This window comes from Streptomyces sp. NPDC005791 (assembly GCF_042871485.1).
Classification (GTDB): domain Bacteria; phylum Actinomycetota; class Actinomycetes; order Streptomycetales; family Streptomycetaceae; genus Streptomyces.
The window spans coordinates 300,256-321,283 of sequence record NZ_JBIAIP010000001.1 but is presented as its reverse complement, the minus strand read 5'-3'; the positions used below and the strand labels follow the sequence as shown (position 1 = coordinate 321,283).

Below are 21,028 nucleotides of genomic sequence, written 5' to 3'. Positions count from 1 at the left end.
CGGGCCCCGCGGGCGTCAGGCCCGGGCCCGGTTCCCCGTGCCCGTGCCCTTCAGCGCGTCCAGGGCGTACACACAGCGGTCCTTGCTGCACGCGTAGACGACGCCCGCCTGCGCCACCGGGGAACCCGTGATCTCGCCGCCCGTGGCCAGCTTCCAGCGGAGCTGGCCGCCCGCCGCGTCCAGGGTGTACAGCACGTGGTCCGCCGAGCCGAAGTGGAGCCGGCCGTCCGCGACCACCGGTGCGCCGACCACGTCGCCTCCCGCCGCGAAACGCCACTTCGGGGTGCCGGTCACCGCGTCCAGGGTGTACAGCGCGCTGCCGCTGCCGACGTGCACGTTGCCCGCCGTCACCAGCACCGGTTCGACGGACTGCCGGGCCTCCGTCGCGATCCGCCAGCGGTCCTTGCCCGTCGAGGCGTCCAGGGCGTACACGGTGCCGAGGTAGTCCGCGAGGTACACCCCGCCGCCCGTGACCGCCGGTCCCGGCGCGAAAGCGGGCGGGGAGAGGAAGACGGCCGGTGACTCGAAGTGCCAGCGGACCCGGCCGGAGACCGAGTCCACGGCCAGCACCCGGGCCCCGGCCGCGACGTACACGAAACCGTCGGACGCGGGGGTCACCCGGACCGGCACACCGCCGCAGGAGGCGGCGTCGCCGATGGGGTACGACCAGCGCTCCGTGCCGGTACGCGCGTCGACGGCCCGCAGCCGGGCGTCCTGCCACAGGTACACCGTGCCGTCGTGGAGGACGGGGCCGGCCTCCGGCGTCTCGAAGTCCGTCTGGATGCCGGAGGTCTCCCACAGCTTCTCGCCGCTGGACGCCTCCCACGCCTGTACGCCGCCGCCGCGCGTCGCGGTCAGGACGGTGCCCCGGTCGGCCTTGAGGGCGTACACCCAGGCGTCGGTCCGCAGCCGCCACCGCTCGGCGCCGGTCGCCGCGTCCAGCGCGTACAGCGACGGACCGTCCGAGGCGTGGATCCGGCCTCCGTCCACGGCCATCGACCAGGCCACGTCACGGGTCTTGAACTGGCGGCGCCCGTTGCCCACGTCCAGGGCGTGCACCTCGAAGGACGTGACGTACAGCAGGTCGCCCACCACGACGGGCGTGCCCCACACGTCGTTCGACATACGGAACCGCCACGGCCGCCAGCGGTCCGGTGCGGCGGGCGCGGCGTCCGGGCCCGGCGCGGGGGCGGGCACGGGAGCGGTCGGCGCGGCCGAGGTCTGTCCGCCGGGAGCGCGCACCCAGCCGGTCGCCGGGTCGGCGTGCGCCGCGGCGGGGCCCCGTACGTCCACCGGGCGCGGACCGGGCCCGATCGGCACCTGGGCGCCGGGCAGCCGCACGGGGCCGCCGTCGGGGGCGGGCGCCGACACCGGCGCGGGGGTCGGCGCGGTCCGCAGATCGCCACCGCCACGCCAGGCCCCGCCCCAGTCGGCCCCGGGCGGGGGCTGCCGCGGGGGCGGCGGCACGACCACGGGGGCGGGTGCGGCGACGGCGCGCCCACCACCGCGGCGCTGCTCGATCATCGCGGTCGCCACGGTCGGCAGCCAGGCCGACGCCGTGCCGCTGTCGTCACCGCCGGAGGCGAACAGGTGCGGGGCCAGCTGCGCCTGCAGATCCGCCGGGCTGGGCCGCCGGGCCGGGTCCATCTGCATGCAGGACTCGATGAGCGGCCTCAGGTCGTCGGGCAGCCCTTCGGTGTCGGGGCCCTCCCGCAGCAGCATGAACACGGTCTCGACCGGATTCGCCCCGTGGAAGGGCGCGTGGCCCGTGGCCGCGAAGACGAGGGTCGAGCCGAGCGAGAACACGTCACTGGCGCCGGTGACGCTGCGCGAGTCACGGGCCTGCTCCGGAGACATGTACGCGGGCGTCCCCACCGCCACGTTCGTCATGGTCAGCCGGGTGTTGGAGACGCCTGACGCGATCCCGAAGTCGATCACCCGGGGTCCGTCCTCGACCACGAGGACGTTGGAGGGCTTCATGTCACGGTGGACGAGACCGGCCCCGTGGATCGACTGCAGGGCCTCCGCGATCCCCGCGGCCAGCCAGCGCACGGCCTGCGTCGGCATCGGCCCGCACTCACTCACTATCTCCTCGAGCGAGGGTGCGGGGACGTAAGCGGTGGCCAGCCAGGGCACGGCCGCCCTCGGATCGGCGTCGACCACGGCGGCGGTGTAGAAACCGCTGACCGCGCGCGCCGCCTCCACCTCTCGTGTGAAGCGGACCCGGAACAGCTGGTCCTCCGCCAGTTCCGTACGGACCGTCTTGATCGCCACCCGCCGGCCCGACGCCGACCTCGCCAGATAGACCAGCCCCATGCCGCCGGCCCCGAGCCGTCCCAGCACCTCGAACGGGCCGATCCGCCTCGGGTCATGCTGCGTCAGCTGCTCCACTTGCCTGCCACCTCCCCGTACGGACCTCAGGAACAGAAGCCCGCGAAATCCCGCCCTGTGCAGCGTCTCACCACTGGGCACCACTTGGCGGTGCGCACCCTGATTCTTCCTGTCCGCGGGCCTGGTTGCGAACCCGGGGGCGGATCAGGGTGTTGTGTGTCACTCCATCCCTTTCAGGACACCGCGGGACGGACACCGCGGGTCGGCTACGGCAGCCGCTCGGCCGGCTGGAGCACGGCGAAGGCCGCCCCCTGGTCGTCCTGGAGGACCGCCGTCCGCCCGTACGGGATGTCCAGGGGCGGGGACGTGATCCGGCCACCGAGGCGTACGGCCGTCTCGGCGGCGCGTTCGCAGTCGGCGACGGCGAAGTAGACGAGGAAGTAGCTGGGCAGCATCGCGGGGAACGCGTCCGTGAGGACCGCGCGGCCGCCGACCGCGGTGTCCTCGCCCGGTTCGGTCCCGGCGGGGGACCACATCCGGAAGGGCTCGACGGCGCCGTCGGCACCCGGCAGTTCGATGTCCGTCCCACGGAATCCGAAGACCTCCTCGTAGAAGGCGTCCACCCGCTGCGGCTGCCGGGTGTACACCTCGGTCCAGCAGAAGGCGCCCGGTGCGTTCCGCTTCTCGAAGCCCGCGCGCTCACCCGCCTGCCAGAGGCCGAAGACCGCGCCGCCGGGGTCGGCCGCCTGCGCGAGGAACCCGGCCGCAGCGGCCCGTACGGGATCGGTGATCACCTGGCCGCCCGCCTTGCGGACCAGGGCGACGGAGGCGCGGATGTCATCGGTGGCGAAGTAGACGCCCCAGGTCGTGGGCATGCGGCCGTCCTGCTTCGCGGCGAGCGCGGCGACGAGTGCACCGTCGCTGCGGGCGTCGGCGAAGGGCATGCCGTCGCCGGCGTGGAAGGTCCAGCCGAAGAGCCCGCCGTAGAAGCGCTTGCCGGCCTCCAGATCGGCGAGTTGCACATCGACCCAGCACGGCGCGGACTGCGCGAATACGGCCATGGCCCGGCTCCTTCCGGTCGCTGCGAGGTCGCTATGGCGTTTCCGCGGCACCACGGCGGTGGCGCTGTGGAGCACCGGTGCGCTCAGCACCGGGGCAGCCGTGATGCCCGTCACACTCAACGTAACGTCGGGAGCCTTCCGGCGCGCCCCGAGGGTCGTATGGAACCTTTGCCCGAATCGTGAAGGCGGGGCGGTCCGTGTGGACGCAGGTTGTCCACCGAAGTTATCCACAGGCTGTTGATAACAACATCACTCCGGAGCACGCCCGGCGCCGACGGCGCGGACGGCGGGGCAATTCCATAAACACTTACGCCCGCGTGAATAGACGCGTACCCCCACGGAGAATTGGCCCGTCCGCCCGCCCCGCACCGGGGCGTTCCCCATTTGCAGTCGGCCAGATCGCGCTCGGATCACCCCTCGGTAAGCTGACGGCATGACAGGACAAGTGCGCACCGTCGACGGCCGCGTGGCTGGTCGGCGAGGTCAGGCGACGCGGCAGAAGCTGCTCGAATGCCTCAGCGATATGCTCAGCTCCTCGCCGTACCGGGACGTCAAAGTCATCGACGTGGCTCGGAAGGCGGGGACTTCACCCGCGACTTTCTACCAGTATTTCCCCGCCGTCGAGGGCGCCGTTCTCGAACTCGCCGAGGAAATGGCCAAGGAAAGCGCCGGACTGACCGAACTGGTCGGCGGCCGCTCCTGGGTCGGCAAGGCCGGCTGGCAGGCCTCCGAAGAACTCGTCGAGGGATTCCTCGACTTCTGGCGACGCCACGACGCGATCCTCCGTGTCGTCGAGCTCGGCGCGGCCGAGGGCGACAAGCGGTTCTACAAGATCCGCATGAAGGTCCTGAACTCGGTCACCAACTCCCTGACGGACGCGGTCAAGGAGCTCCAGGCCAAGGGCAAGGTGGACAAGGACGTCAGCCCCGCCGCGGTGGCGGGCTCCCTGGTCGTCATGCTGTCGGGGGTCGCCTCGCACCAGAAGGGCTTCACCGGCTGGGGCGTGAAGCAGGCCGAACTCCGCCCGAACCTCGCCCTGTTGGTGCACCTGGGCATCACCGGCAAGAAGCCGGCCAGGTAGGCCCCGGCAGCCCCGTCCCCCCGCACCCGCCGGGCGCCGCGCCCTCCGCGGCGCCCCACGTCCTGTCTCACCGACGGCGGACCACTCCCGTGGTCCGCCGTCGGCGTTTTCCGCATCGGCGCGCGAGGCTGTGCAATGGGGGCATGAGCGATGCACAGAAGGACTTCCGCGACCTGCTCCACGCACAGCGCGTCTGGGACGTGCCCCTCCCCGGCTTCGACCCGTCGGCGGCACCCGCCACTCCCCTCCCCCTGTTCCACACCTGGTTCGCCGAGGCCGTGGCGGCCGGGCAGCCGGAACCGCACACCATGACCCTGGCGACCGCGGACGCCGAGGGCCACCCCGACGTGCGCACGCTGATGCTGCACGACGCGGACGAGCGCGGCTGGCACTTCGCCACGCACGCCACCAGCGCGAAGGGCCGCCAGCTGGCCGCCCGCCCGTTCGCGGCGCTCGGCTTCTACTGGCCCGCCCAGGGCCGCCAGGTACGCGTGCGGGGCACGACCGCCCCCGCGAGCCGCGAGGAGAGCCGCGCCGATCTGCGGGCCAGGTCCACCGGCGCGCTGGCCGCCGCGCTGACCGGGTCGCAGAGCGAGGTGCTGCCGGCGTACGAGGACCTCGTACGGGCCTCCGAGAACGCCTGGGAGCGCGCGCAGGCCGAGCCGGACGCCGAGGCGGGGACCTGGACGCGGTATGTGGTCGAGCCGCAGGAGGTGGAGTTCTTCCAGGGCGACGCCCGGCGCCGGCACGTACGGCTGCGCTACCGCCGGGACGGTGCGGGCTGGACCCGCGAGCTCCTCTGGCCCTGAGCCCGGCACCTGTCCGGTTTCACCGGGAGAGGCGCACCATGGTGCGGCTACACCTGGCTCCTCGCTCGTCAGGAACCCGGTGCCGAGGGCACCTGCTCTGCTCGATGATCGGGTTCCGGAATCCGGAGGGCCGTGCACTGGCGCTGGTCCACCTCTACAAGCGGGGCACCTTCTATCCGTTCGCCCCGGCCACGGGCGGCGGGGAGAAGCGCGACAACCAGCTGGAGCTCCAGGTGCGGGCCGTGCTCGGTGACGACCTACGGGTGGAGGGCGACCTCGCGCGCTGGTTCCCGGTGTGGGGCGCTCCGGGGCTCTGAGCGGGCCCGGGAGCGCGCCCCCGTGATCATTTCGCAACCGATTCCCGTCCGGACCGGGAACCCATCATGTTCATGTCCTATTACGCTCCGGAGCATGCCCGCATCCACCCCCGCCCCCGGTGACGCCCTGACCTCCTCCATCGACCGCACCGACGACCGGCCGGTCTATGTGATCGGCGGCGGACCGGGCGGCCTCGCCGCCGCGGCGGCCCTGCGGGACCAGGGCGTACGGGCGGTGGTGCTGGAGAAGTCCGACCGCGTCGGGGCGTCCTGGCGCCGGCACTACGACCGGCTGCACCTGCACACGACCCGTCGCTGGTCCGCCCTGCCGGGGCTGGCCATGCCCCGCAGGTTCGGGCGATGGGTGTCGCGCGACGACATGGTGCGCTACCTGGAGAAGTACGCCGAGCACCACGAGCTGGACGTGGTGACGGGTGTCGAGGTGTCCCGGATCGACCGGACCGCCGACGGCACCGGCTGGCAGCTGAGCGCGACCGGTGGCCGGGTGCTCACCGGGCGGGCGGTGGTGGTGGCCACCGGCTTCAACCACACCCCGCTAACCCCCGCGTGGCCCGGCCGTGACGGCTTCACCGGCGAACTGCTGCACGCCGCGGAGTACCGCCACCCGGCTCCGTACGCGGGCAAGGACGTCCTCGTCGTCGGGATCGGCAACACCGGGGCGGAGATCGCCGTGGACCTGGTCGAGGGCGGCGCGTCCCAGGTGCGGATCGCGGTGCGCACGGTCCCGCACATCGTGCGCCGCTCCACGGCCGGCTGGCCCGCCCAGGCGACCGCCGTCCTGGTCCGCAGGCTGCCGGTCCGTCTCGTCGACGCGGCAGGCCGCCTGATGTGCCGCGTCTCCGTACCCGACCTGGCGGACCGGGGCCTTCCCCGCCCGGACACGGGCCTGTACTCCCGGGTCGAGGAGGGCGCGATCCCCGTCCAGGACGTCGGGCTGATCAAGGCGGTGAAGGGCGGACGGGTGGTGCCCGTGGCGGCGGTCGAGTCGTTCGACGGGGACGCCGTGGTGCTGGCCGACGGCACCCGGCACACCCCGGACGCGGTGATCACGGCGACCGGCTACCAACGCGCCCTGGAGGACCTGGTCGGCCACCTCGGCGTACTGGACGCGAGAGGCCGCCCGGTGGTGCACGGCGCCCGCACCCCGGACGGGGCACCGGGCCTCTACTTCACCGGGTTCACCAACCCGATCAGCGGGATGCTCCGCGAAATGGCCCTGGACGCGCGGAGAATAGCCATCCGCCTGGCCAGGAAGGGCTGAGCCCGCACGCTGAGCGCAGGGCCTGGGCGATCTCCGGAACAAGGCACTGTCGCCTCCTCACGCACACGAGTCCTGTCCCCGGGGGACCGCCCTCTCAGCCGACCCGTGCCGGCGCGGCCTCACCCGCCTTGCGGCGGATCACCAGGGCCATCAGGGCGGCCGTCGCGCACAGCGCCCCCGCGCCGTACCAGACCAGGTCGTACGATCCGGTCACGTCCCGGACCACCCCGCCGAGGAAGGCCACCAGGGCCGCCCCCAGCTGGTGCGACGCCAGGACCCAGCCGAAGACGATCGCGCTGTCCTCGCCGTACTGCTCCCGGCACAGGGCCAGGGTCGGCGGCACCGTGGCGACCCAGTCCAGCCCGTAGAAGACGATGAAGAAGACCATCGGCGGATGCACCGTCGGGGCCATCAGCACCGGCAGGAACAGCAGCGACACACCACGCAGCGCGTAGTAGACCGCCAGCAGCCGGCGGGCGTCGAAGCGGTCCGTGAGCCAGCCGCTGAAGATCGTGCCGATGACGTCGAAGACGCCGATGACGGCCAGCAGCGAGGCCGCCGCGGGAATCCCCATGCCGTGGTCGTGGGCCGAGGGGACGAAATACGTGCGGATCAGGCCGTTGGTGGACGCGCCGCAGATCGCGAACGAGCCCGCCAGCAGCCAGAAGGGCCCCGTGCGGGCCGAGGTGAGCAGGACGCGTACGGCGCGGGTCGCGGCGCCCCTGACGGGCGCCGGCTTCTCCACGTACGTGCCGCCGTACGGGGCGAGCCCCACGTCCGCCGGGTGGTCGCGCATCAGCAACCAGACGAACGGGACGACGACGAGCGCCGCCAGCGCCACCGTCACCGAGGCCGGGCGCCAGCCGTGGTCGACGACGATCCAGGCGCACAGCGGCAGGAAGACCAGCTGGCCGGAGGCGCCGGCCGCGGTCAGGACACCGGTCACCAGACCGCGGCGGGCCACGAACCAGCGGTTGGTGACGGTCGCGGAGAAGGCCATCGCGATCGAGCCGGTGCCCAGGCCGACAAGGAGGCCCCAGTAGAGCATCAGCTGCCAGGACGCCGTCATCCACACACTCGCCAGCGCCCCTGCCGCCACCGCGCCGAGTGCGACGACCACGACCCGGCGCATGCCGAAGCGGTCCATCATCGCCGCGGCGAAGGGCGCGGTCAGCCCGTACAGCGCCATGTCGAGGGAGACGGCGAGACCGATCTCGCCGCGCGACCAGCCGAACTCCTCGTTCAGGGGCTCGATCAGGAGCCCCGGCAGGGAGTTGAAGGCGGCGCCTCCGATGATCGTCACGAAGGCCACGGCGGCGACGATCCACGCACGGTGCACCCGTGGCCCGGAGTGGCTGCGAGGAACGCGCCCGGCCGCCGCGCCGCCGGGTGTCGTGCTGTCGGTTGTCTGCGTCACGCCGCTCAGCATCCGGCCGGGAGCCACCCCCCGACGAGTGGCTGGACGGACACGCTTCGCAGGAATCGGGCCACCGCGGTCAGGACCGCGCCAGGGCGCGTCCGGACCGCAGGCGGCTGTGGGCCGCCCAGGCCAGGGCCGCCCCCACCCCGTACCAGAGCAGGTCCGGTGCGTTGAACGTCGAGCCGAGCACCAGCCGCGCCACCGCGCTCTGCCGCGCCAGGTCGGCCGGTACGCCCGTCAGCTGGGCAAGTTCCACCGCCCAGCTGAAGGCCAGCGCGGCGCCCGCGGCCGTCGGCGGCCGCACCCGGGGCACCACGACGACGACCAGGACGTGGATCAGCACGGTGTAGAGGGCGTCGCCCGCGTACTTCGCCACGTCGCCGCCCGCCGCCGCACGGACGCCGAGCCCCGCCGCCACGGTCAGGAGTGCCGCCGCCGCGGCCGTCGCACGGATGGCGGCGGCGCGGGGAACGACCGTGCGAACGGTCTGCGTTTCCTTCATGACCGGTACGTTTATCAGGCCGCAGCCGGTCCTACCCAATCCGCGGGAGAGCAGGAGCCCAGATGCGCCACCGTGTCGTCGTCCTCGCGCTCGACGGGGTGATCCCCTTCGAACTGGGCATCCCCCAACGGATCTTCGGCCGCGCGCGGGCCGCTGCGGAGGCCCCGGCCCCCGGCACGGGCGAGAAGCTGTACGACGTCGTGACCTGCTCCGTGCGCCCGCCGGGCCCGGTCCGCACCGACGCCGACTTCAGCATCATGGTCGAGCACGGCCCCGACGCCCTCGCCACCGGCGACACCGTCGTCGTCCCGGCCTCGTACGAACTCGGTCCCGTGTACGACGAGGGCCGGCTCACCGACGAACTGGCCGCCGCGCTCGCGTACATCAGGCCGGGGACCCGCATGGTGTCCATCTGCACGGGCGGCTACCTCCTCGCCGCGGCCGGATATCTCGACGGGCGCCCCGCCACCACCCACTGGTCCTCGGCCGACCACTTCCAGCGGCTCTTCCCCCGGATCCGCGTCGATCCGGACGTCCTGTTCATCGACGACGGGGACGTGCTGACCTCGGCCGGTGTGGCCGCCGGGATCGACCTCTGCCTGCACATCGTGCGCCGCGACCACGGCACCGCCGTCGCCAACGACGTCGCCCGCCGCACCGTCGTGCCCCCGCACCGCGACGGCGGCCAGGCGCAGTTCATCCGGCGTCCGATGCCCGAGGCGGGGCTCGCCACGACGACGGCCGCACGGACCTGGGCGCTCGGGCGGCTGGAGCAGCCCATCTCCCTGCGCGACATGGCCGGGCAGGAGTCGATGAGCGTACGCACCTTCACCCGCCGCTTCCGCGAGGAGGTCGGCATCAGCCCCGGACAGTGGCTCACCCGGCAGAGGGTGGAGCGGGCACGACACCTGCTGGAATCCACCGCCCTGTCGATCGACCAGGTGGCACGGGACGCCGGTTTCGGTACGGCCACCTCCCTGCGGCAGCATGTGCAGGCTGCACTGGGGGTCTCGCCCACGGTCTACCGGCGGACATTCCGCTCGACGCTCGCGGGGCGCTGAAGGGAGCCCTTGAGGGCTCTCCCCTGTGCGAGCGCAGCCGAGAGCCCGGGGAAGCAGCTGTCCTCGCGCGCCCGCCCGGGATCAACGGGACAGCCCTCAGAGACAGGCCCGGTCGCCGGGCTGCTCCTGGACCACCGGGATCATCACCGGGCCACCGCGGTCGACCTCGCACCAGATCCGCTTTCCGGCGCCCTCCCGCTGCCAGCCCCAGCGGTCCGCCAGGCCGTCCACCAGCTCCAGGCCACGGCCGCCCGTGTCCTCGCCTGCCGCGTGACGCGGCTGGGGCGGACAGCAGCTGGTGTCCGCCACCTCGACGCGCACCGTCCCCGCCGATCCGGCCGGATCCGCCGCACCGACCAGCATCCGCAGTACGGCCGGACAGCCGGTGTGGACCACCGCGTTGGTGACGAGCTCCGAGATCAGCAGGATGAGCGTCTCGGCGAGCGGCTCGTCATCCCCCAGCCCGGACCCGGCCAGCCGTGACCGCGCCCATCTGCGGGCCCTGCCCACCTCCGCGGGGTCGGGCCCGACCTCCATCTGCACCTGAAGCACCTGCACCGCTCACACCATCCGAACCGGCGGACACATCGCCTAGCGCCTCCTCAGGGTCACGGAACGTGACTCCTCTGCGAGACAGCATGGTTGACGTACAGTCACCGCAACAAGCGCTTCGGGCATATTCCAGCGCGAAGGAGTACGCGTGGTCCATACTGTGCGACGCGTGCTGCGGAGAGTCGAACAGAAGCGCGCCGGAGCGTCGGAGACCGGGTCCCCGTCGAGCCCGTCGCAGCTCCGTGCGTTGCGAGCAGGGCACCGTGCGCCATCCGGGGCGGCCGCAGGGGCCGTACCCGGAACCTCCGGTTCCAGTACCACTCGCATCCCACGGAGGGTACCCGAGCGGGGGCCGCCGACTCCGCCCGGTGACGGGTCGCTCCGGGGGCGCACCCGCGCTCCGGATGCGTTGAGTGACCCGCGGAGTACGGTCCGCGCGCCCCCCGGGCAGCCCCGACCACCCCGGATGCACCGCGGCGGCCCGGCCCGGGGCGGCACCGGGGCCGGGCTGTGGGAGGCCACGAACTGCTCACATCGTTGGGCGTGTTGACGGGTACCGGCGGGGATTACGCGTCGGGCTCGATCACGGTGAAGTACGCGGAGAAGGCGGCGACCGCCTCCGCCTCGGCGATCCGGCCGTCCTGGTCGGTGTCCAGGCTCCGGGCCGCGACACTCGCGATGTCGCCCGGGGCGCCCAGCACCAGGAGTGCGCGCTCCACCGCGGCGACCGGGGCCGAGGTGGGCGCGGCCCCCTCCGGGTCCGCTCCGGCGGCGACGGCGATCGCCGCGCGCAGGAAGGGGCGCGCGATCTCCGCGAAGCGTTCGGGGCTGTCACGCAGCCTCTTCACGGCCCCGCCGACGAACTCCTCCCGGGTGACGCGCTGGTCCCCGTCCACGTCGGCGATGCCGGCCATGCCCTGCCAGAAGGCCTCGGCACCCGTGTAGAGCGACTGGCCCCGGTCGCAGCGGGCCGTCGTACCGAACTCGGTGAGCAGACGGGCCGCGGCGGCGTTGAAATCGGCGCGATCGATGTAGCCGTTGCCGTCCTGGTCGAAGGCGGCGAAGCGGTGGGCGATCTTGCGCTCGTACTCTGCGCTGTCCATGCGGGGAGCGTACGACGCCGGGAGGCCTCACGTGTCACCACCGGTCTTCGGCGGTGTGACAACTCCGCGTCGATCCGCCCGGTCAGGCGGTGAGCGGCCTGGACACGTCGTCGGTGGCCGCGTCCGCGTCGGAGTAGACGTCGAACAGACGGCGTACCCCCAGGGCGCCGAGCACCTTGTTGACGTGTGAGCCGTCGACCGCGCCGCGGGCCGGGAGGATCAGCCGCAGCCTGCCGCCGCAGGACTTCATGAGGCGGCGGGAGGCGATCAGGACGTTGACGCCGCTGGAGTCGCAGAAGAGGACGCCGGAGAGGTCGAGGACGACGTCGTGCCGTCCCGCGGCCACCGCCCCATGGACGGACTGGCGCACGACGGGTGAACTCACGAGGTCGAGCTCGCCATGGATCCGCAGCACGGTCCACGCGTCCTGCTCGGTCTCGTACACCTTCAGCGTCACGCGACTCGGCCTCTCGTTCCGGGGGCTCCGGAGGATCCGGAAGTTTCCGTTCCACCTCGCGGCTTCCCGCTCACCCGCCCGTGAAACGCCTTTGCGCTCACGGGCCTGGCACAGGTTCGTCCCAAAGATGATCACTTCAGGATCGTTTATGTGATCACTCAAGGGCAAGGGGAAAACGTCCCCTATCATTCAGCGCCACTCGAGGGACGTACTTACCGCAAAGGTACGTGTTCGAACTGTGCGTCCGACTACATTCGGGGTGACGCGAGGCACAGGGCTGGGGGCTGGATGGCGAAGGACGCACCACCGCGCTGGGACCGCCGGATGCAGCAGCGGCTGGCACACGGCGAGGCGGCGGCGCTCGGCGAGCTCTACGACCGGTTCGCCGCCCTCGTGCACAGCCAGGCCCACCGCATGCTCGACGACGAGGACGCGGCGGACCAGGTCACACGTGAGGTCTTCGGCTACGTCTGGGAGAACCCCGACGCGTACGACCCCCGGCACGGCTCCATGCGCTCCTGGGTGGCGCGGCTCACCCACCGCCAGTCCGTACGGCGGCTCCGCAGCGAACACGGCGAGGCGGGAGGGCCCGACGCGGACGCGCGGGCGGAGGAGCTGGACCACCGGGTGCTCAAGGCAACCGCCGCGGCCCGCGCCGACTACATCGTCGCCTCCATGCCCGCGCCGCTGCGCGCCGCCCTGGAGCTCGCGTACGTCCAGCGCCGGGACTACCGGCAGACCGCCGCCGACCTCGGCGTCACCGGGGACGAGGCCAGGCGCCGGCTGCGGCTGGGCCTCCAGCTGCTCTCCACCGCGAACACCCGGCCGTCGGCGGACTCGGCACCTCCCGGATACGGACCGACACCGTGACCGGGGGCCACGGCGGCGAAGGCCGTGACGGGGACCCGCCGGCCGGGCCGCGCATACCGAAACCCCGGGCGGCCGCGGACGCCCGGGACGAGCTGCCTCCGGTCCGGTCCAGGGGCGCCGAGCCGCCGGAACCACCCGGGCCACCGGATCCGCCCGCCGCACCGCTCCCCCACCAGGTGCTGAAGTCCCTGCTCGGCGCCTGGGCCCTGGCCGCCTGCTCCGCCGAGGAGACGGCCGCCGTCGAGGAGCACCTCACGTCGTGCGCGCCCTGCGCCGAGGAGGCGCTACGGCTGCGCGACGCCGTGGGACTGCTGCACACCGACGGCACCCTTGACCTGGACCCGATGCTCCGGTCCCGCGTCCTGGAGGGCTGTCTGGGCCGCCGCCCGGCACGCGTCCCCGTCCCGTCGTGGGCCGCGCCGTACGACGCGGAGACCGCACGGCTCGACGCGCTGCTGCGGGACATCGGGGACGCGGAGTGGCACGCGCCGGTACGGCTGAAGTGGTTCGAGGACGACCGGCAGGTGAACCGCAGGACGACCGTCGCCGGAGTGATCGGCCATCTGATGGCCGTCGACGGCCTGGTGTCCAGGGCCCTCGACCTGGACGACCCGCTCGGCAGAAGTGACCGGCCCCTGCCCCCGACGCCGACGGAGCGCACCGAGGCGTGCTGGTCCGCCGCCACCCGGCCGCTCACCCGGACCGTACGGGAGCCCTGGCGTGAGCAGAGCCACTCCCTCGTCCGTACGGTGTCGTTCGCCGGCCGCGCCATCGCGGAGCGCTCCGTCCCGTACGGGTACTTCGCCCTTCCGCTGCAGGACTCGCTCCTGGAGCGGGCCTTCGAGTGCTGGGTGCACGGCGGTGACATCGCGCACGCCGTGGACTACCCCTACGAACCGCCCGCCGCCGCCCATCTCCACCGGATGATCGACCTGGCGGCCCGGTTGCTGCCCGCCACGCTCGCCGGGCGCCGCCGCGCGGGGCTGGCCGCACCGGCCCGCCACCTGGTCACGGCGGGCGCTCCGGGACGCTCCCTCCACCTGGAGGTCGAGGGGCGTGGTGGCGGCGACTGGTACATCGCGCTGGACTCACCGGCCGCCCTCGGCTCCCCCGACCACACGGTCGCGCAGGTGGCGCTCGACGGCGTGGAGTTCTGCAGACTGGTCGCCGGCCATGTGCCGCCGGCCGAGGCCGCGGCCGGCCAGCAGGGCGACCGCGAGGCGATCCGCGACGTCCTGTTCGCCGCCGCCTCCCTCAGCCGGCTGTGAACACGGTCCTCAGGGGAAGACGACCGTGCGACGGCCGTTGAGCAGGATGCGCTGTTCCGCGTGCCACTTGACCGCGCGGGCCAGTGCCTGGCACTCCACGTCGCGCCCGATGGCGACGAGCTGGTCCGGCGTGACGCCGTGCCCGACGCGCTCGACCTCCTGCTCGATGATCGGCCCCTCGTCGAGGTCGGCGGTCACGTAGTGCGCCGTCGCACCGATCAGCTTCACACCGCGGGCGTGGGCCTGGTGGTACGGCTTCGCGCCCTTGAAGCTCGGCAGGAAGGAGTGGTGGATGTTGATGATCCGGCCGCTCAGCTGCTTGCAGAGATCGTCCGAGAGCACCTGCATGTAGCGCGCCAGGACGACGAGTTCGACGTTCTCGCCGCGGACCAGTTCCAGCAGCTGCGCCTCGGCCTCCGCCTTGTTCTCCCTGTTCACAGGGATGTGGCGGAAGGGGACGCCGTACGAGGCGACGAGTTCGGCGAAGTCCGTGTGGTTGGAGACGACCGCCACGATCTCGACCGGCAGGGCGCCGGTGCGGGAGCGGAACAGCAGGTCGTTGAGGCAGTGCCCGAACTTGCTGACCATCAGCACGATCCGCATCCGGTCGCTCGCCCGGTGGATCTGCCACTCCATCCGGAACGAGTCCCCGATCGCGGCGAAGCTCGCCCGCAGCTTGTCCACGGTGACCGTGGCGTCCGCGGAGAAGTGGACACGCATGAAGAAGAGACCGGTGTCGCGGTCGCCGAACTGCTGGCTGTCCTCGATGTTGCAGCCGGTCATGAAGAGATAGCTCGACACGGCGTGCACGATGCCCTGTTTGTCGGGGCAGGAGAGCGTGAGGACGTACTGCTCGGCGGCGGTGTCCGAGGCAGCGGATACGGGTTCGGCGGGCTGCGGCGCGGTCATCCCCGTAGGGTGCCACACCACCCGCCTGTCACGCCGATCTGGTCATGATGCGGAGCACGTCCAGGGACCTCGGCGGCGTGTCGGGATCCTCGGCATCGTTGGTGGCGAGCATCACGTGGGCCTCGCGGGCGGCCACGACGGCCTCCTGCCAGCCCGGGTGCTCCAGGTAGGCGGAGACGGGGGCGTCGGCGCCTATCTGGTGCATGATGCGCAGCACCCGCAGCGCCGCGACGTCCACGAGGGCGGCCTCGGCGGAGTCGCGGAAGATCGTCCCGACGTACTTCTCGGCGGACCAGTTGTCCAGCCAGGTGTCCTCGACCAGGCGGTACACGGCGTCGGTGACGTCCCCGTACCCTTCCCGGCCGGCCAGCCAGCACTCGTGGTGGAAGACGGGGTCGGAGAGCATGTGCAGCGCCGAGCGCACGTTGCTGCGCCAGCGCCACCACGGCATGTCGTTGAGCGGCATGCCGCCCATGGTGGAGGAGCGGCGGCCGCGACGGGAAGTGTTCTCGGAACCTTGCTGCACGGTTGCCGATCGTACGTTCCCTCCCGGCGCCCGCGTGCGGCCCCCCGTAATTCACCTCCACGTCACGGAGCGTTGACCGGAGCACGCGGCGGCGTTATTCCTGCACCGCGAGAGTTCATGACCATGACCGGATGGCGACGCCTCACCCCTCCACATTCCTACAGAATCCTCACCACGGTGGCGGCCGGGGCGCTGCTGGTATCCGGCTGCGGAATCCTCCCCGGGGACTCGGGGGACTCCAGGGAGCCGGTCACCGTGATGACCTGGGCGCCGGACACCACCGAAGCCGACACGGTGAACATGGCGGGCATGTCGGCCATGGCGACGGCCTACGCCCGCTGGACCGACGAGAAGGGCGGGATCGACGGCCACGAACTCCGGGTGCTCACCTGCAACGAGCAGGACACCGCGACCGGGGCCTCGAAGTGCGCCCGGCGGGCGGCCGACGAGGACGTGGCCGCGGTCGTCGGCTCGTACAGCAGGCACGGCCGGGCGTTCCTGGCTCCGCTGGAGGCGGCCGGGATCCCGTACATCGGCGGGTACGGCGCCTCCGCCGACGAATTCACCAGCTATCTCTCCTACCCGGTCAACGGCGGCCAGCCGGCGCTCCTCGCGGGCAACGGCAGGCAGCTGGCGCCCAGTTGTGAGCGGGTGTCACTCGTGCGGCCCGACACCCTGGTCGGCGACACCATGCCCGGGCTCCTCGACGCGAGCCTCAGCCGGAGCAAGCGCCCCGCGTCCTACGACATCAGCACCACCGAGGAGGCCACCTCGTACGACGCCGAGGCGGCCGAGGCCCTCGACCGGGCCGGCGACGGCTGTGTGACCGCGGTGCTCGGCAAGGGAACGGAGACGTTCTTCGACTCCTTCCGCCGGCTCGAGCCCGAGGGCAGCGAGGTGCGGGTCTCGTCGGTGCTCGGCAGCGTCGGCCAGGGCCTCATCGACCGTACGGGCGGGCCGGCCAGCCCCTTCGAAGGGGCTCTCGTCACCGGCTGGTACCCGGCACCCGGCGACGCCCGCTGGAACGAGATGCGCGACGTGATCGAGAAGTACGCCTTCGGTGACGACCGGATCGACCCGTCGGACACGGGCGTGCAGACGACCTGGATCGCCTACACCGTGCTGAAGGCGGTCGTCGAGGCGATGGACCGGCCGGACATCACGGCGGGCGGGATCTCCGTCGGTCTCAACCGCGGGGCCGAGGTGGACACCGGTGGCCTCACCCCGGTCCTGCGCTGGCGCTTCCAGGACATGGTCGGCACGGCCGCCTACCGGCGCATCGTGAATGGGCGGGTGACGTTCCAGGTCGTCCGCGAGGGACGGCTGACCGCCGAGAGGAAGGGGTTCGTGGACGTCACGGAAACCCTCGTGAACGCCCCTGCGGGCGGCTGACGCGCGCACACCGGCCTCCCGGGTCCCCGAGCCGACGCCGGTGCCCGGGAGGCCCGCCGTGTCAGAGCTGTGTGGGAGCGTGCTCCGTGAGCCCGTACTTCTGGGCGATCTTGTTCCACAGTGCCGAGGCCTTGCGCTTCTCGACGGTGGCGTCGCTGCTCGACACACCGGCCTGGACGGTCGCGTCGGTCGAGCGTGCCTTGCCGCCCTTGCAGACCTTCTTGTCGTTCTTGGCCTGGCCTGCCCACGTGGCGTAGTGGTCGTCGGCCTCCGCGGACGCCTGCCAGGCCTTGGTCAGCGAGGTCTTCAGCTGGGCGTTGTCGGGGAGCTGGTCGACGCTCAGCGCCTCGAGCCGGGTCACCAGTCCGCGGCGCTGCGCCGCCGCACCCGTCAGGTCGGTGGCCGCCTGGTCGAGGGCCTGGCAGTTCTTGATCTTCTCCACGGCGCTGATCACCGCGGAGCGACTGTCGTTGCTGTCGGCGAGGAGCTCGTCGAGCGCCTCGGCCTGGGGCTTCGCGGGGTCGTCCGCCGTCTGCCCGGCCGTGTCGCCGGCGCCCGGACTCTGCACGGCCACCGGCTGCTTGTCGTCCGAGGACGTGTCGTCCCCGCCGCTCATCAGCGCACCGGCACCGAGCCCGATGACGGCGCAGCCGATGACGACGGCCGCGATCAGCGGGACGGCCGCGGACCGTCTGCGCGGTTCGCCACGGTCCTGGTCCGGCCCCTGCCCGCCGTGGGCGCCCTGCGGGCCCGACCGGTAGGGCTGGGCGCCCTGCGGTGGCTGCTGAGGGGTCTGGTGCGGCTGAGGGGTCTGGTGCGGCTGCTGGGGTCGCTGCTGCCGGCGCCCGTCGACGTGCGGCATCTGCTGTGTGGCGCCCGCGGGCCCCTCGCTGCGGAAGAGGCTGTCGAACTCCGCGGGCGGCTGCCGGTCGCCCGGGGCTCCCGGCCGGATCCCGTACGGAGCGCCGCCGGGAACCGGGGGTATGTACTGGGTCGCGTCCGCGTCGGACGGCTGCGCGGAAGTGGCGGACTGCCCCAGGTACCGGGTGGACTCCGCCGGATTCTCGGGCGGCAGCCCGCCGGGAAGGGGGCCGCCGGGGACGGGCGCGATGTACTGCGTGGCGTCCGCGTCCCCGCCCTGCCCCATGCCCTGGCCCAGGGGACCGGCCTCGGGCGGCAGTGGCTGGGCGTACGGCTGCTGGTGCTGCTGCTGCTGATAGGGGTCCTGCTGGTACGTACCGCCCTGCTGGGGCCCGTACTGCTGCTGCGGGGGCTGGTACTGCCCGTGCTGCGGCTGCTGCTGGTACCCGCCCTGCAGGGGCTGTTCCGGTGGCAGCTGTCCCGGTGGCGGACCGTCCTGGTGCGCGGGCTGCGGCCCCCAGGGCTGACCCCACGGCTGGCCGCCCGCGGGGACGGCCTGGTCCGGCTGCCCGCCCGCCGGTCCCCCCGCGTTCCAGGGGGCACCACCCTCCGCGGGCAGCACGACACCTTCGTGTGCGGGCCGTACAGCGGGAAGCTGCGGCTCGTCACCCTGTCCGCTCTGCGTCACCGGGACTCCTACGTGTGAACCGTGTGAACCTATGGAATCGTCGGCTCACGCTACCGGGTGCCCGGCGCCAAGCGCCAAGCGCCCAAGGGCGCTCACCACCCCTTCACACGACCGGTGAGAACAGTGGGTAACACCTGGGCCGCCCACGGCGCTGTTCATGGTCGGCCCGCCCGGGCGGCGTCCGGGCGGGGCAGGTCAGGCAGCCTGGAGCTCCAGCCTGGCGCCGAACTCCCGGACCGCGGGCTCGTCTCCGTACGGCTCGAGCCGCTGCTGGAGGTCGTCGAGATATTCAGCACCCCGGCTGGAGCGCACCGTCCCCAGCAGTTCCATCGCCCGCAGCCCCGTGTGGCACGCACGCTCCACCTCACGCTGCTGCACCTGTGCCGTGGCCAGCAGCACCAGACCGATGCCCCGGCGCCGGGTCCGGGACTCGGGGAGAGCCGCCAGGGCCTCCTTCGCCCGGCGGGCGGCCGGTTCGGCCTGCCCGAGGTCCCGGTGGCAGTGGGCCAGTTCGTCGGCGAGATAGCCCGCGTCGAAGTGGGCGATCCAGTCCGGGTCGTCGCCCTTCTCCGGGTCGGCCTGGTCCAGCGCGGCCACCGCGCGGCTCGCCACGGTCTGGCAGGTGCGGGCATCGCCCATCAGCGCGTGGCCCCGGGCCTCCGCGGCGTGGAACATCGCCTCCGCCCGCGGGGTCACCCGGCCCCGCGCGCCCTCCTGCGCGGCCCGTGCCAGCTGGGCGATCTCCCGCGGATTGCCGAGCTGAGCCGCGAGGTGGCTCATCGAAGCGGCCAGCACATAGCCCCCGTACGCCCGGTCGCCCGCGGCCTGGGCCAGGCGCAGCGCCTGGATGTAATACCGCTGGGCGAGCCCCGGCTGACCGGTGTCGACGGCCATGTAACCGGCGAGTTCGGTGAGCCGGGCGGCCGCGCCGAACAGCTCGCGGCCCACCGATTCGCGGTACGACCCCGAAAGGAGCCCGGACACCACGCTGTTGAGGTAGTGCACCAGGACGGGGCGCACATGCCCGCTGCCGAAACGGTGGTCCAGGTCGACGAGCGCGGTCGTCATCGCCCGCACCGCCGCCACGTCCGGCATGCCGACCCGGCTCCCCGCCGTCCGCGCCACCTGCGGGTCGGCGCCCGTGATCAGCCAGTCACGACTGGGTTCGACGAGGGCGGAGGCGGCGACCGCCGATCCGGTCAGCAGGTCACGACGGCCCACGTCACTGCGCCACAGCTCACAGACCTGCTCGATGGCACCGAGCACGGTCGGCGCGAACTGCAGGCCGATGCCGGAGGCCAGGCTCTTGCCGTTGGCCATGCCGATCTCGTCGATCGTGACCGTGCGGCCGAGCTTGCGACCGATCGCCTCGGCGATGATTCCCGGTGCCCTGCCGCGTGGTTGTTGTCCGCGCAGCCAGCGGGCCACGGAGGTCTTGTCGTAACGGAGATCGAGTCCCCGCTCCGCCCCGACCATGTTGACCCGTCGTGCGAGACCGGCGTTGGAACACGCCGCCTCCTGGATGAGCGTCTGGAGCCGTTCGTTCGGCTGGCGGGCGACGAGAGGCCTGGCTGCCATATTTCCCCCTGAGACCGCAGTGATTCAGTGAGGCATCACTGCCCGGCACGGCACAAGAAATGCGCATATTCATCTGTATCGGGTACGAGCGGTGGTGAGTTGGCGCAGTCCTGCAAGTGGTTACCCCGCATCGGTGCGCTTCCTCCCGCGCGCCCCCGCCCATGCATCCGTGCGCCCCGCATGCAGGACCGATCCGCCACGAAGGGCTCACGCGCGCCCGTAACCCCAGGTGACGCCGGTAGTTGAGTGGGGCGTGGAAGAGACCATCGGAGTGACGGAAGCCCCTCAGGTCCCCCAACAGCGAGGTGAACAGCTGCTCGAGGCCGCGGCCTGGTACGCCCAGGAGCGGCACTGGGACGTGTTCCCGGGCACCTGGCTCGAGACCGTCGGCGGGACGGAGCGCTGCTCGTGCGGTGACGCCGGCTGCGCCGCCCCCGGAGCCCACCCCGCCCGGCCGGACTGGGCGGGCCAGGCGACCGGCAGCGCTGCGGCGGCCCGCCGGATGTGGTCCGGGCAGCCCGGGTCGTCGGTCCTCATGCCCGCCGGCCGGACGTTCGACGCCCTGGACGTGCCGGAGTCCGCCGGTTTCCTCGCGCTGGCCCGGATGGAGCGGATGGGCCTCACGCTCGGCCCGGTGACCCGGACCCCGGACCGCCGCATGCTGTTCTTCGCCCTGCCCGGTGCCGCGGCCAAGGCGCCCGCGCTCGTACGGCAGTTGGGCTGGGACACCGAGGCGATCGGCATGGTGGGGCGCGGTGAGGGCGATTACGTGGCCGGGCCGCCCACCCGGCTGGCCGGGCGTGGAGCCGTGCAGTGGGCCCGCCGCCCGTCCCGCGCCAACCGGTGGCTGCCCGAGGCGGAGGAGCTGATCACCCCGCTCGCGTACGCCTGCGCCCGGGAGGCGGCGGACGCCCGGACCCGTCTTTCGTAGGGTGGTCCCCACACGTGGGGACTTCGAAA

At 72.7% G+C, this 21,028-nt stretch carries 19 protein-coding genes and 1 pseudogene; 9 read left to right on the top strand and 11 right to left on the bottom strand.

Annotation, left to right across the window (positions count from 1 at the left end):
* Nucleotides 1-15: 15 nt before the first annotated feature.
* Nucleotides 16-2,391, bottom strand: a complete 2,376-nt coding sequence (locus ACFYSH_RS01610) for a PQQ-binding-like beta-propeller repeat protein (protein WP_359465338.1) — start codon at nucleotides 2,389-2,391, stop codon at nucleotides 16-18.
* A gap of 206 nt (nucleotides 2,392-2,597) precedes the next feature.
* A complete protein-coding gene (locus ACFYSH_RS01605) occupies nucleotides 2,598-3,392 on the bottom strand; it encodes a VOC family protein (protein WP_359465339.1) in 795 nt (264 codons plus the stop codon).
* A 433-nt stretch (nucleotides 3,393-3,825) separates the two neighbouring features.
* Here ACFYSH_RS01605 and ACFYSH_RS01600 point away from each other — a divergent pair, with 433 nt between their 5' ends.
* From ACFYSH_RS01600 to ACFYSH_RS01585, 4 genes and pseudogenes are all read left to right on the top strand, one after another.
* Complete coding sequence (locus ACFYSH_RS01600) at nucleotides 3,826-4,473, top strand: TetR/AcrR family transcriptional regulator (RefSeq protein WP_359465340.1); 648 nt, start codon at nucleotides 3,826-3,828, stop codon at nucleotides 4,471-4,473.
* A 143-nt stretch (nucleotides 4,474-4,616) separates the two neighbouring features.
* Complete coding sequence (locus ACFYSH_RS01595; RefSeq protein WP_359465342.1) at nucleotides 4,617-5,282, top strand: pyridoxal 5'-phosphate synthase; 666 nt, start codon at nucleotides 4,617-4,619, stop codon at nucleotides 5,280-5,282.
* An 89-nt stretch (nucleotides 5,283-5,371) separates the two neighbouring features.
* A pseudogene (locus ACFYSH_RS01590) lies at nucleotides 5,372-5,599 on the top strand (hypothetical protein); the annotation flags it as partial.
* Nucleotides 5,600-5,693: 94 nt separating this feature from the next.
* Entirely contained in the window at nucleotides 5,694-6,881 is a 1,188-nt protein-coding gene (locus ACFYSH_RS01585; protein ID WP_359465344.1) for an NAD(P)/FAD-dependent oxidoreductase, read from the top strand.
* Between the two features lie 94 nt (nucleotides 6,882-6,975).
* Here ACFYSH_RS01585 and ACFYSH_RS01580 read toward each other — a convergent pair whose 3' ends face one another.
* A complete protein-coding gene (locus tag ACFYSH_RS01580) occupies nucleotides 6,976-8,298 on the bottom strand; it encodes an MFS transporter (protein ID WP_388750257.1) in 1,323 nt (440 codons plus the stop codon).
* Nucleotides 8,299-8,377: 79 nt separating this feature from the next.
* On the bottom strand, nucleotides 8,378-8,803 hold the full coding sequence (locus tag ACFYSH_RS01575; protein ID WP_359465347.1) for a DUF2809 domain-containing protein: 426 nt from the start codon (nucleotides 8,801-8,803) through the stop codon (nucleotides 8,378-8,380).
* Between the two features lie 62 nt (nucleotides 8,804-8,865).
* Between ACFYSH_RS01575 and ACFYSH_RS01570 the strand changes: the two genes are divergently transcribed.
* Nucleotides 8,866-9,864, top strand: a complete 999-nt coding sequence (locus ACFYSH_RS01570; RefSeq protein WP_359465348.1) for a helix-turn-helix domain-containing protein — start codon at nucleotides 8,866-8,868, stop codon at nucleotides 9,862-9,864.
* A gap of 96 nt (nucleotides 9,865-9,960) precedes the next feature.
* Here the strand turns inward: ACFYSH_RS01570 and ACFYSH_RS01565 are convergent, their stop codons facing one another.
* The 3 genes from ACFYSH_RS01565 to ACFYSH_RS01555 form a co-directional block, all read right to left on the bottom strand.
* Nucleotides 9,961-10,422, bottom strand: coding sequence for an ATP-binding protein (locus ACFYSH_RS01565; RefSeq protein WP_359465350.1), 462 nt, complete (start codon nucleotides 10,420-10,422; stop codon nucleotides 9,961-9,963).
* Nucleotides 10,423-10,982: 560 nt separating this feature from the next.
* Nucleotides 10,983-11,519, bottom strand: coding sequence for an EF-hand domain-containing protein (locus ACFYSH_RS01560; protein WP_359465351.1), 537 nt, complete (start codon nucleotides 11,517-11,519; stop codon nucleotides 10,983-10,985).
* Nucleotides 11,520-11,601: 82 nt separating this feature from the next.
* Nucleotides 11,602-11,976 carry an STAS domain-containing protein gene (locus ACFYSH_RS01555; protein ID WP_359465352.1) on the bottom strand — a complete coding sequence of 125 codons (375 nt, stop codon included), beginning with the start codon at nucleotides 11,974-11,976 and terminating at the stop codon, nucleotides 11,602-11,604.
* Between the two features lie 288 nt (nucleotides 11,977-12,264).
* Here ACFYSH_RS01555 and ACFYSH_RS01550 point away from each other — a divergent pair, with 288 nt between their 5' ends.
* Both ACFYSH_RS01550 and ACFYSH_RS01545 read left to right on the top strand, forming a co-directional pair.
* On the top strand, nucleotides 12,265-12,846 hold the full coding sequence (locus ACFYSH_RS01550) for a sigma-70 family RNA polymerase sigma factor (RefSeq protein WP_359465354.1): 582 nt from the start codon (nucleotides 12,265-12,267) through the stop codon (nucleotides 12,844-12,846).
* Nucleotides 12,843-14,114 (top strand): zf-HC2 domain-containing protein, encoded by a 1,272-nt coding sequence (locus tag ACFYSH_RS01545; protein WP_359465355.1) that lies wholly within the window; start codon nucleotides 12,843-12,845, stop codon nucleotides 14,112-14,114. Before ACFYSH_RS01550 ends, ACFYSH_RS01545 begins: the two co-directional genes overlap by 4 nt.
* Nucleotides 14,115-14,123: 9 nt before the next feature.
* Here the strand turns inward: ACFYSH_RS01545 and purU are convergent, their stop codons facing one another.
* Both purU and ACFYSH_RS01535 read right to left on the bottom strand, forming a co-directional pair.
* Nucleotides 14,124-15,023, bottom strand: a complete 900-nt coding sequence (gene purU / locus ACFYSH_RS01540) for a formyltetrahydrofolate deformylase (RefSeq protein ID WP_359465357.1) — start codon at nucleotides 15,021-15,023, stop codon at nucleotides 14,124-14,126.
* Between the two features lie 28 nt (nucleotides 15,024-15,051).
* A complete protein-coding gene (locus ACFYSH_RS01535; RefSeq protein ID WP_033297487.1) occupies nucleotides 15,052-15,498 on the bottom strand; it encodes a hypothetical protein in 447 nt (148 codons plus the stop codon).
* A 174-nt stretch (nucleotides 15,499-15,672) separates the two neighbouring features.
* Between ACFYSH_RS01535 and ACFYSH_RS01530 the strand changes: the two genes are divergently transcribed.
* Nucleotides 15,673-16,941 carry an ABC transporter substrate-binding protein gene (locus ACFYSH_RS01530; protein WP_388750249.1) on the top strand — a complete coding sequence of 423 codons (1,269 nt, stop codon included), beginning with the start codon at nucleotides 15,673-15,675 and terminating at the stop codon, nucleotides 16,939-16,941.
* Nucleotides 16,942-17,002: 61 nt separating this feature from the next.
* On the opposite strand, the gene ACFYSH_RS01525 is transcribed toward ACFYSH_RS01530, so the two are convergent.
* Complete coding sequence (locus ACFYSH_RS01525) at nucleotides 17,003-18,490, bottom strand: hypothetical protein (RefSeq protein ID WP_388750246.1); 1,488 nt, start codon at nucleotides 18,488-18,490, stop codon at nucleotides 17,003-17,005.
* A gap of 195 nt (nucleotides 18,491-18,685) precedes the next feature.
* Nucleotides 18,686-20,068: a transcriptional regulator gene (locus tag ACFYSH_RS01520; RefSeq protein ID WP_359465363.1), complete on the bottom strand. Its 1,383-nt coding sequence runs from the start codon at nucleotides 20,066-20,068 to the stop codon at nucleotides 18,686-18,688.
* A gap of 253 nt (nucleotides 20,069-20,321) precedes the next feature.
* Between ACFYSH_RS01520 and ACFYSH_RS01515 the strand changes: the two genes are divergently transcribed.
* Complete coding sequence (locus ACFYSH_RS01515; protein WP_359465364.1) at nucleotides 20,322-20,999, top strand: bifunctional DNA primase/polymerase; 678 nt, start codon at nucleotides 20,322-20,324, stop codon at nucleotides 20,997-20,999.
* Nucleotides 21,000-21,028 lie beyond the last annotated feature (29 nt).